Raw genomic sequence first — 11,836 nt, forward strand, 5'->3', positions numbered from 1 at the left:
GTTAGAACGTCATGGCGCTTCTCTTTTTAAATAAAGGGGTGCGCTCACCTCTTTTCCCTGCGTCCTCTCAACCAATAAAAAGATAACCGAATAATTCCTTAACGTAGGAAAAATTGGCTTTTTTTGTCGAATTTCGCTTAGCTTATGTTTTCCGTGGTTTGTTGGTGGTACCCCTCAATGAGGCATTAGACTTTTTTATGAACGTATCAATCTCTCATACAATTAACATGAATGAACAGCAAGCAGTTTGAAGATACGCTCTATCCAACAAGCAAACACGTTAAAACTGAATGCTAAACCCATTAAATCGATGAACACCCGTCCCGAATTCCACCAAATCATTTTCTCTCAAATATTTAACAGCATGCTTTACATCATCTAATATTGTCGGATGAAGTCCAAGCGTATGATGCGAGCCAAAAACCTGTGTTACATTTGGTATCTCTGTTATTTTCTCCAACGAATTCACTAAATCAAGAGGATTTGTTGATGGATAAAAAGCATATATAGGCAACTGATCATATAGGAGATCTCCGGTGAACAAATAACCGTTCGTTTGATCGAAAATACAAATGTGACCTGGTGAATGACCGGGCGTATGGTGTATGATTAATCTTCTATTCCCCAAATCGATTGCATCACCGTCATGTAATAGCCCCGTCGGTTCTCCTTGATAGGGTGTGTATGTATCTGGATGGAATGTATTTGGCGTGGGCAATGTGATATCTCTACTAATATCTTGTCGTATGCGTTCTATCGTTAATCCTTCTATGCCATTAACGAGCCAATCTTTATCTTTTTCGTGGACATAAATCTGTTCAAACTCTCCATGACTCCCGATGTGATCAACGTGTACATGGGTCGTTATGACTTCAACCGGTAGCATCGTCAATTGATCTATAACGTCTTTTATGTTTGCTATTCCAAGACCGGTATCAATGAGCACGGCTTTTTCTTTACCTAACAATAAAAATGAATGAACGCTTTCCCAATGCCCATACTCACTAATCGCATACGTGTGATCGTCAATTGTTTGCACTGTAAACCAGGGATCCGCAATCATAAAATGCCTCCAAATATACTCTTTTTGTAATGTATGGGGAATTTTTGCATTAGTCGTGGACACATCGTATTGAATGTTTTAATGTCTTTATGGCCCATTGTATCTACCTTAACCACTTTATTTTATGCACGTCTAATAAAATAAAGTGAGTCCAATAATGATAATCATGACATCTGCGCAAATATGTATGATCCAGGATGACCAAATCGTTTCCTGCTGCTCGTTGACTTTATGAAAAATAACACCAATTAACCATAAACCAAAAAAGCATAAAGCAACCTGATACGCTTCAAACCATAGAACAATCATTGGGATATGATAGGCCGCAAACAAAATCGGACTGAATACATAGGCAATGTTCCTTGGCAAATTAAAAAAGATGAAGCCTCTAAAAAAATACTCCTCTAACAATGAATTTCCAAACGTGATATACAACCCGACAAATATAAATCCAATTGGCGTAATACCGAGTCGATCCGTTAAATCCGTTTTAATCATCGCGGTATCAATAAACGGCTCTAAGCTCATATAAGCGATTAAAATAACTGTTGCCGACGCAATTCCAAGCAGCAACAACCGCTTCCAGTTGCTACTCGCTTGGTTCATGCGAAGGACATCGCCCCACCTAAAATCATTAAATTGCTTCATATAAATGGCAATAACCGTAAAAAACAAGCCAATTTTTGCGCCCGTCTTAATCACATAATTAATTTGAATGCCATGTTCAATCCAGGCGAGCAATCCACATACGAGGATTGAGCTGATGATGATATATAGGCTTTTTGTTTTCATTGATGATGCCCCCAATGATTTAAAGTGCGATAAGCTTATCTAGATTACGGAATTCAAGGTCACTAAATGCTTGTTGAACTTTTTCGCGGTTAAAGTTCCAGCATGCCGTTTCCAAGTCACATGTAATCGGAACATCACATTTAATACGAGCGAGTGTTCGGGAGATGTGTAACATATCAAGATCATTTGCTATTTTCTTTTGCAGAGCTGGTGTTAGTTCCGCTTGTTTTTCAAGCAGGGCATCAACCGTGTCATATTTTTGCAACAGCTTAAGAGCTGTCTTTTCGCCGATGCCTTTAATGCCAGGATAGTTGTCAGCACTATCTCCAGTTAACGCCTTCATATCTATGACTTGTGCTGGGGTAATACCCTTTTTATCTATAAAATTATCATGGTTATAAACGTCATAGTTCCCAATGCCTTTTTTCATAATCGCAACACTCGTTCCTCCATTTACAAGCTGAAGCATATCATGATCCCCTGTTAAAATGACCACATTATCAGTCTCTGAATAGGCAGCAGCCAATGTGCCGATGCAATCATCAGCTTCATAGTTTTCTAGACCAATATTAGGAATGTCGAACGCATCGACAACCTCCTTAACGAGGTCAAATTGTGGAACAAGTTCTTCTGGCGGTGCTCCTCTATTCGCTTTGTACTGATCATAAATGTCTGTTCGGAATGTTCGACTGCCCATATCCCAGCAGCAAATGACGTGTGAAGGTGTAAATGTATGAACCGCATCAAGAAAATATCGCATAAATTGATAGACGCCGTTTGTAGGTACCCCTGCCTTAGTCAGCATAAAATTGCCGTGAAATGATGTTGCGTAAAACCCTCGAAATAATAATGCCATTCCATCAACGAGTAATATGTGTTTCTTATCCATAATTACAATCATTCCTTATCTTTTCTCATCACTGAGAATATGTTCTAGTTTGCTCAACGTTTGTTTAATCTCTTCTGTATCAACGGATGATGACATCATTGTGAGTTGACTGTTCACGTAATGATCCAGATATGACATTACAGTTTGTTTAATAGATTGAATGCGCTGTTCCCATTCTCTCATATAATGCTCATTCATGACAGCCTTGTTTGTTTCCAAATAATCCATTGCTAACGGTTGGAGCTGTTCATAGATTTGATTTTTCATAATATCTTTCTCGTGATCAACGAAAAATCGTTTCGTATTTTTAAATAGAGCCAATGCTTTTTGGAAATGTGCCATGTCAACCGCTTGAAAAGCCGCTTCGTATTCTGGCGTGTTCATTTCAGCGCTATCATAGGCCGGAAATGTAAAAACAGAATCGATCTGTTGACAGCTATCAATCAGTTCCATATATACCGTCTCAGCGAGTTTTTTTGCTGTTGCTTCAACCCTTAATGAGACCGCTCTTAATTCTTGTAACAACTCAAAGGCGATCTCATCGACTAACTGGCGCAATGCATGGTTGAGCTGATGTCTAGCATCTTTTCCTGAATCCGTAATTGTAGTCGGGTTAAACGCTTCTTTAAACCTATCATGATATTGAATGGATACCCTTTCCCATACATAGTAGATTTGTTTATCAATCCGCAGGCGAATTTGCTGTGCCTGAACATCTGTTCCTAGTTGGTCAACCTTTTTTTGAGCGTGTTTATAATGTATAGCGAGTGTGTCTTTCAACGCTTGTTTCTCTGTTTGGTTCATCTTGACCGTATTCATGTACGTCATCATACTGCTATGTGCCCGTTGTATATCCCAATAAGTAGATTGAGAGATGATCGCCGTTAGGTCGTCTTCAATAAATTGTTTAAAGTCATGCTCAAATTGCTGCATGTTTTGATTAGAAGGTTCACCATTAATTTTTTCATTGAGTGATTGTTTGCTTGAAACAGGATACAATCTCGCCTGTCGAATCCCGAGTTTTACAAGTTGTTCATCAACGTATGATGTAACAAGCTTGAGCTCATTTTCGTCCACGGCTAAATCGGCAGCATTCACGAGAAAGAACATTTTATCCAGTTCAAATGTGTCCTTTACACGGCCCAGCTGTGTTAAAAACGTTTTATCGGCGCGTGATAAAGCATGGTTATAATAGGTCACATATAAAATCGCATCTGCTTGCTTAATATAATCAAAGGCAACCGACGTATGGCGCGCGTTAACAGAATCAGCACCAGGCGTATCAACGAGTGTAATCCCTTTCTGCGTCAGCTCACAATCATAATATAAGTCAATCGCTTCAATATAACTTGCGTAAGTTTCATCAGCGACATATCGTGGAAATTCATCGATTGAGACAGATAGCGTTTGACCGATTGCCCCCTCCATCTCCGAATACCCAGTTAATAAGGCTTGTAAATGGGCCCGATAGACACTGCTTATCTCTAAATTATGTTGAAGGTCGATCTGTTCTATCCATTTTACCATAGAACCGAAATCATCTTCTGGAAGCGAAAAAGTGTTCGCCATCATGAGCACATCTTGTTTCAACGTCGCTTCATCTTTCACATGAATGATGACCGTTCCATGAGGATATTCTGCACAGACGGGATTAATGCGATTGACAGAAGCTGTTGTAGGATTTGGTGACATTGGCAGAACTGACTCACCGAGCAGTGCATTGGCAAAGGTAGATTTCCCTGAACTAAATGCACCGAATAAAGAGATGGTGTATGTCTGCTGTTCGAGTCGCGCGCTTTTTCTTTGTAGATCTGCAACAAGCATATCAAAGCCTGGCATATTTTCGACCAAGGCGATTGTTTGTTCGACATGCGAAATAACGTCACCAGATCTTGCAACGGATTGATCAACAATTGGTTGGCCGGCTTCTGAATGAATCACGTGCTCTACGTTCTCTTTTAATGTCAAGCTGTTTAATGCTGTACCAGATCGTTTGATAAAAGAGACATGCCTGTGCTTAAGTGCCTCCTCTATATCGTTCAAACTTGTTTCATCAGTTGTATTGGTGTATAAGATCGCATCCAGCGAAGCGTGTGCTTGTTGTCGTTCATGATGTAATGCCTTTATGTGTTGTTGCTCATCATACATTCTTTCCATTTCACGTTTTTCTTGTAGGAGCTGTTGTAAAAGTAGTTTGTTCACGCTCTCTAGACGGACTTTTACAGCATCAATGATCTCCATAACTTGTTGTTTGAACTGCTGTTTTATACCGTTAGCCACGTCGTTCGTAAAGTTTAAAACATATTGTCCATTTACGTTTGCACCTGTATTGACATGGTGTAGCACATCGCTGTCTGTATAGGTAACGTGAATGTCTTGAAGCTTTTGTAGAAGATCAGCATCATTCATATCATATGTCTTTAATATATCCGTTAGTTTATCCCGCAATCGCCATTGGATGGTCGTTTGCATATTATTGTGTAGCTCTGTTAAAAACGTATGTAGCCGATTCGCTTGTTCATCTTCTGTTTTCTTCTTTGATGCGATGAAACCAACTTTGAAGTTAGGTTGACGCGATATTAAAAAGGCTTTGGCTGTTTCCCTCGTTTGAGCAGGCATTAAATAGGCATTTTTTAATGTTTGCTGCACCTCAAAAATAAGCGCGCTTTCTATGTCAAATGGTTGCTGCTTAAGTTGAGTGATGCGTTCATTTAAGCGATTCAATTGGGTATCATCAAATGATGATGCATCAAAAGCCGTCAATTCTTGCTCTTTTTCTTTGTAACGATCATCCAAATAGAGCTTATGAGCATCAATAATTTGTTTAAAGGCAGCATCGGTATTTTGAACCGCTTCATAATCACGCGTCATGAATGAGACGAGATGTGCTTGAATATCGTCATACATATTATATGGCAGCTCACGTTCGGTTAAAGACGAGTAAAAAACGCGTTCAGGCTCTAATCCCCATTGCGTAAATGTCGATTCAATCCGCTGTTGATAATCAGAAAAAGAGAGCTCGTTCTCATCATGTTTATCAATTTGGTTTATAATAATATCAAATGGAATGGCTTGTTCTTGTAACCCTTTAAGAAAATTTAAGTTAACCTCTGATTGCACATGATTGTAATCCATAACATAAAAGACCGCATCAGCTAAATGCATTGATCCCTCCGTCATAACGCGATCAGCGTCATCTGCTGCATCAATCCCAGGTGTGTCAACGATAAAACAGTTTTCCGGTATAATCGGATCCGAGGTACTAATATCAATTTGTTTAATGCTTGATTTGTCTTTAGAGTACGCTTTAATTTGGTCAATGTCATATGGTTCACTGTACTCCACTGGTTCTTGATCCTTAAAGTAAATACGGGCAACCCCTTCGCCCGATGTGATGCGAACAATATTGGCGCTTGTCGGTATTGGGCTTTTCGGTAAAATATCCTCGCCTAACAACGCATTGATCATGGACGATTTACCAGCTGAAAAATGTCCAGCGAAGCTAATGATCGTCTGTTTTTGTCTTTGTTTACTGTACAAATCTAATAGTTTATGTGCATTTACGTGATCGTTATGTTCGATCATTTTTTTATAGGCCGCCGCCATATGATACGGCTTTACGTTTCCCCCACTTTGTTTGAGTAACACCACACGCTTCATGTCCTTTCCTCTATTGATCTCCCAGCGTCTATTATACGTAATTGACAATATGTTTGCTACAAAATTGAGAAAAGAAACAACAGATCACATTCGTTTAACCAAATGTAATCTGTTGTTTACTTTACATATTGATATGAAACTAAAAACCTTAAAGTTATTGTGTGTCAAGTTTCCTTTATAATTCGCTATAGTAACAGGCGGTCAAATCTTGTTTAAAAACTCATTACACTGGATAGACGCCGTGTTTCCGTTCTGTAAACGCAACATTTTTCGAGTCGTATACTGCAAACCGGTTGATCAATTCATCCCTTAATTGATCAGGATCAACAACTGCATCAATGACCATTTCTGAAGCGAGGCGATAAATATCAATATTTTCCTTGTATTCCTCCTGCTTTTCTTTAATAAAGGCAGGACGCTCTTCTTCTGAAAGCTCAGCAATTTTATTCGCATATACAGCGTTAACAGCTGCTTCAGGGCCCATAACCGCTATTTGTGCAGTCGGTAAGGCGATACACGCATCTGGTTCAAATGCTGGGCCTGCCATTGCGTATAATCCAGCCCCGTATGCCTTGCGGACAATAACAGAAATCTTCGGCACGGTTGCTTCACTCATCGTAGCGAGCATTTTGGCACCATGCCTAATAATTCCTGCACGCTCAACCTTCGTACCGATCATAAAGCCTGGAATATCTACGAGGAAAAGGAGCGGTATGTTAAAGGCATCGCATAATTGAATGAATTTCGCGGACTTATCCGCTGAATCCGGAAATAACACGCCGCCCTTCATGCGTGGCTGATTCGCAATAATGCCAACAGATTGTCCGTTAATACGTGCCAATCCGGTAATTAATTCTGGTGCAAACTTTTTCTTAATTTCACAAAAGCTATTAGCATCAATTAATCGCTCGATTAAATCGTACATATTAAATGGCGCGTTTTGATTCTCTGGTATGAGTTGGGCAATGGTTTTTTCAAACGTCTTCGGATCTTCCACAGGTGCTCGGTCAGGCTTGTGTCTAAAGTTAGGTGGAAAATATCCGAGGTAACGACGGGCATATTCAATAGCCTCTTGTTCAGATTGAACGAGAACATCGCCACATCCTGATACAGAGCAATGCATAGTCGCACCGCCCATTTCCTCAAGAGATACTTTTTCACCGATGACCTTTTCCGCCATACGTGGTGAGCCGAGGTACATTGATGCATTACCGTCGACCATGACAACGATATCACAAAATGCGGGTATATAGGCTCCACCTGCTGCTGACGGCCCGAACAACAAGCAGACTTGTGGCACGCGTCCAGACATTTTAATTTGGTTATGAAATATACGTCCAGCGCCGCGTCTGCCAGGGAACATTTCTACTTGATCGGTAATTCGGGCACCGGCTGAATCGACTAAATACAGCATCGGAACTTCTAATTTAAGCGCAGTTTCTTGAATCCGAATAATCTTTTCAACGGTTCTTTTACCCCACGATCCCGCTTTTACAGTTGAATCATTCGCCATAACACAGACAGATTGGCCATTAATGGTACCGATCCCTGTCACGACACCATCTGATGGAAGGCTATCATCCATGCAATTGGCGAAAAATGCATCCTCTATATTCATATCATCATCAAATAACAATCTCAGTCGCTCTCTTACAAATAGCTTCCCTTTTTCAGCATTTTTCTCATGATATTTTTCATGACCGCCTTTTTCGATGTGCGCAATCCGTTCTTGTAAGTTCTTTATATTAGACATATGTTAAGCCCCCCTTGCTACTTTCCTTGATAATTTGGCTGTCTTTTTTCTTTAAATGCTTGTAGGCCTTCACGTCTATCTTCTGTCGGAATGGTGTGGGTATAGCATAAATGCTCAATTGCTAAACCTGTTTCTACATCATGTTGCATACCAAGGTTCATCGCTTTTTTCGCTTGACGCAACGCGACCGGTCCGTTTTTGGTTATTTGGTTAGCCAGCTCGTATGCAGCAGTCATTAAATGCTCGGATTCAACGACATGCTCCACAAGACCAATTCCGAGAGCTTCTTCGGCCGTCTTTTTTTGCGCTGTAAAGATCATTTGCTTGGCCTGACCGATCCCTATCAGACGTGGCAACCTTTGTGTGCCACCGGCTCCAGGTATGATCGCGAGGGACGTTTCTGTTAAGCCCATCTGTACATGTCTCGCAGCAAGTCGCAAGTCACACGCTAAGGCCAGCTCTAGTCCGCCACCAAAGGCGACCCCATTTAATGCAGCGATCACAGGGATGTCAAGCTTCTCGATATGTGATATTGTCTCACCGATATATTGAACAGTTTGAATTACTTCTTGTTCAGACATGCCTTTACGTTCCTTTAGATCAGCCCCCGCACAAAATGCTTTTTCTCCGTGACCAGTAATGATTAAGCAATAGATTGCCGGGTTTTGCTTGATGGTCGTTAATGTTTTGTTTACTTCATCAAGTAAAGCCTTTGACAACGCATTTGCAGCCTCTGGTCGATTTAACGTAAGAACGGCTGTGTGCTTCTCAATCTCTAATTTCACGAGAGACATAGAAACCCCTCCTTGTTCATGCTACCGATTATTCGATGACGGCAATGACGTCTCCTTCATTTACGAAATCACCTTCAGCCACTTTAATCGCTTTGATCGTTCCAGCTGATTCTGCAGCAATTGGTATTTCCATTTTCATCGACTCAAGAATGACCACATCGTCATTTTCTTGAACGCTCTGACCTTCTTCAACGACAATCTTCCAAACACTTCCTGCCATAGTTGCTTTAATATCCATTATGGAAACCTCCTCGTAATTTGCACGTTATTTTTTAATCGATTGATAGAACAATTCAACAAAAGCTGTTGTTGTCTGTCCCGCTTTAAAGAGTGGATGCTCTATGACGTCCTTCAGCATTGGAATATTTGTTTTGATTCCTTCTATTTGGTAAGCGTCCAAAGCCTTTTCTAAGCGGGAAATGGCTTCATCTCTTGTATCACCTGACACAATCAGCTTTCCAATCATCGGATCATAGAAAGGTGTAACTTGAGAACCACTCACAACACCAATGTCATGACGTACTCCGATTCCCTCTGGCAACTCAAGTTTTGTAATCGTTCCAGGTGAAGGAAAGAATGTAACGGGATCTTCGGCATAAATACGCGCTTCAATCGCATGACCTGTCTTTTTAATATCTGTTTGTTCAAAAGCAAGCTTCTCTCCGTTAGCGATATGAATTTGTGCTTCAACAATATCAATACCAGTGATTTCTTCTGTAACGGGATGCTCAACCTGTATGCGCGTATTCATTTCTAGAAAGTAAAATTGCTCATTGTCATCAACGAGAAACTCAATTGTTCCCGCATTTGTATAGCCGATCGCTTGAGCCGCTTTAACAGCAGCTTTTCCCATAGCCTGCCTTGTTTCATCACTTATAAAAGGGGAGGACGCCTCTTCAATCACTTTTTGATTACGTCTTTGAATAGAGCACTCGCGATCAAACAAATGTACAACATGACCGTGCTCATCTGCTAGGAGCTGAATTTCCACGTGGTGCGCAGCTTCAATCTTCTTTTCAAGAAACATTGAGCCATCACCGAAAAATGTTTGAGCACGCTTTTGATTACCGTCAAATGCCTTTATGAGCTCTTCAGCCGAGTAGACTGTCTGCATACCGATCCCGCCTCCACCTGATGACGCTTTCAATAAAATCGGATAACCGATATGCTCAGCGAACTGAACAGCTTCATCTGGTGATGCAACAGCGGTCTCTGTTCCAGGAACAATCGGAACGCCCGCTTCCTTCATTACTCGTCTTGCCTCAATTTTACTGCCCATTTTTTGAATCACTTGGCTATCGGGACCAATAAAAATGATCCCTGCTGTATCACATTGCTCTCTAAAGGTCGGATTTTCACTCAAAAATCCATAACCTGGATGCAAGGCATCTGCTCCAGTCTCTTTAGCAATTGAAAAGATTTTATCGACATTTAAATAGCTATCTTGAACACGAGCCGGGCCAAGTAAATAGGCTTCATCAGCCATCGAAACAAATGGTGCAGCTTTGTCTGCTTCAGAATACACTGCGACGGTTTCAATGTTCATGTTTTTGCATGTTCGAATGATCCGTGCTGCAATTTCCCCTCTGTTTGCAATTAATAGTTTTTTGATCACCCATTATCCCCTCTCTATCGATTTATTAATCTAGTAGCTGTCTAGCAATGACGAGGCGTTGAATTTCCGATGTGCCTTCCCCGATTTCGAGTAGTTTTGCATCACGAAGAAAACGCTCGACTTCATATTCCCTCATATAGCCGTAGCCACCATGTATTTGAATCGCTTGATTAGCAGAACGGAAAGCGGTTTCAGTTGCGAACAACTTAGCGTAAGCCGATTCCTTTGTAAACGGCTTTCCTTGATCTTTAAGCCAGGCTGCTTTATAAACCATGTTACGGGCCAATTCTACTTCCATTGCCATATCTGCAAGCTTAAACTGGATTGCCTGGAAGCTTGAAATTGCTTTTCCGAACTGTTTTCTTTCTTTCGCGTACTCAAGCGCTCGATCGAGTGATGCTTGAGCGATACCTACACCAAGCGCTGCAATCGAAATTCGACCCCCATCAAGTGTATGTAAAAATTGTTTAAATCCTTTTTCTGGGTCACCAAGTAAATTTTCTTTCGGAACTCTTACATGATCGAGGACGATTTCAGCTGTGTCTGAACCGCGCACGCCCATTTTATCATAGTTGCTCGTAATGGTAACGCCATCCGTATCTGTTGGGACGATGATGGCTGATATAATGTTTTTGCCGCGGTCATCTTTTCCTGTAACAGCGGTTACAATAACGGTTTCTGCAAAGCTCGCATTTGTAATATAACATTTCTCACCATTAATAATAAAATCATCACCGTCAACGACAGCCGTCGTCTTCGTTCCACCTGCATCACTACCGGCATTAGGTTCCGTTAAACCAAAGGCGCCAAGTGCTTTACCTTCAGCCAAAGGCGTTAAATATTGTTTCTTTTGTTCTTCTGTCCCAAAATAATAGATCGGGCTCGCGCCAAGTGAAACGGCAGCGGCGTAGCTTAAGCCTGTGCTCCCACACACTTTACCAATCTCTTCAACAGCAATGGCATAAGAAATCGTATCTGATCCTGCCCCACCATATTCTTCAGGAAAAGGTATGCCCAACAAACCAAGTTCACCAATTTGCTCGAAAATATCAACAGGGAATTGTGCAGTTCTATCGATGTCAACAGCTCGTGGCCGTATCACATTTTGTGCAAAGTCGCTCACCATCTTTTTGATCATGAGTTGTTCTTTATCAAGTTCAAAATTCATCTCAAACCTCCTGCTAATTTTAGTAGACCGATGGATTGGTCTTTTGTCATTATACAATAAATTTAACATTGGTGCAGTATTCAATATCATTTACATAATTTA

The 11,836-nt window shown here is 40.9% G+C and carries 9 protein-coding genes; all 9 read right to left on the reverse strand.

The features are described 5' to 3' along the window. Positions 1 to 280: 280 nt before the first annotated feature. The 9 genes from HPC67_RS00590 to HPC67_RS00630 all read right to left on the reverse strand — a co-directional run bounded on the left by HPC67_RS00590 (position 281) and on the right by HPC67_RS00630 (position 11,734). Positions 281 to 1,063 (reverse strand): MBL fold metallo-hydrolase, encoded by a 783-nt coding sequence (locus HPC67_RS00590; protein WP_217585498.1) that lies wholly within the window; start codon positions 1,061 to 1,063, stop codon positions 281 to 283. Positions 1,064 to 1,195: 132 nt separating this feature from the next. Then, on the reverse strand, positions 1,196 to 1,855 hold the full coding sequence (locus HPC67_RS00595) for a CPBP family intramembrane glutamic endopeptidase (protein WP_217585499.1): 660 nt from the start codon (positions 1,853 to 1,855) through the stop codon (positions 1,196 to 1,198). A gap of 19 nt (positions 1,856 to 1,874) precedes the next feature. Continuing rightward, positions 1,875 to 2,744, reverse strand: coding sequence for a 5'-3' exonuclease (locus HPC67_RS00600; protein WP_217585500.1), 870 nt, complete (start codon positions 2,742 to 2,744; stop codon positions 1,875 to 1,877). Between the two features lie 15 nt (positions 2,745 to 2,759). Then, positions 2,760 to 6,404, reverse strand: coding sequence for a dynamin family protein (locus HPC67_RS00605; RefSeq protein WP_217585501.1), 3,645 nt, complete (start codon positions 6,402 to 6,404; stop codon positions 2,760 to 2,762). A gap of 223 nt (positions 6,405 to 6,627) precedes the next feature. Next, positions 6,628 to 8,157: an acyl-CoA carboxylase subunit beta gene (locus HPC67_RS00610; protein ID WP_217585502.1), complete on the reverse strand. Its 1,530-nt coding sequence runs from the start codon at positions 8,155 to 8,157 to the stop codon at positions 6,628 to 6,630. 17 nt (positions 8,158 to 8,174) lie between these two features. Further along, complete coding sequence (locus HPC67_RS00615; RefSeq protein WP_217585503.1) at positions 8,175 to 8,951, reverse strand: enoyl-CoA hydratase; 777 nt, start codon at positions 8,949 to 8,951, stop codon at positions 8,175 to 8,177. Between the two features lie 28 nt (positions 8,952 to 8,979). Then, positions 8,980 to 9,189, reverse strand: coding sequence for an acetyl-CoA carboxylase biotin carboxyl carrier protein subunit (locus HPC67_RS00620; RefSeq protein ID WP_217585504.1), 210 nt, complete (start codon positions 9,187 to 9,189; stop codon positions 8,980 to 8,982). Positions 9,190 to 9,216: 27 nt separating this feature from the next. After that, positions 9,217 to 10,566, reverse strand: a complete 1,350-nt coding sequence (locus HPC67_RS00625) for an acetyl-CoA carboxylase biotin carboxylase subunit (RefSeq protein WP_217585505.1) — start codon at positions 10,564 to 10,566, stop codon at positions 9,217 to 9,219. A 25-nt stretch (positions 10,567 to 10,591) separates the two neighbouring features. Then, positions 10,592 to 11,734: an acyl-CoA dehydrogenase family protein gene (locus tag HPC67_RS00630; protein WP_217585506.1), complete on the reverse strand. Its 1,143-nt coding sequence runs from the start codon at positions 11,732 to 11,734 to the stop codon at positions 10,592 to 10,594. Positions 11,735 to 11,836: the final 102 nt, after the last annotated feature.

It is taken from the genome of Lentibacillus saliphilus, from assembly GCF_019093865.1.
Classification (GTDB): Bacteria; Bacillota; Bacilli; order Bacillales; family Amphibacillaceae; genus Lentibacillus_B; species Lentibacillus_B saliphilus.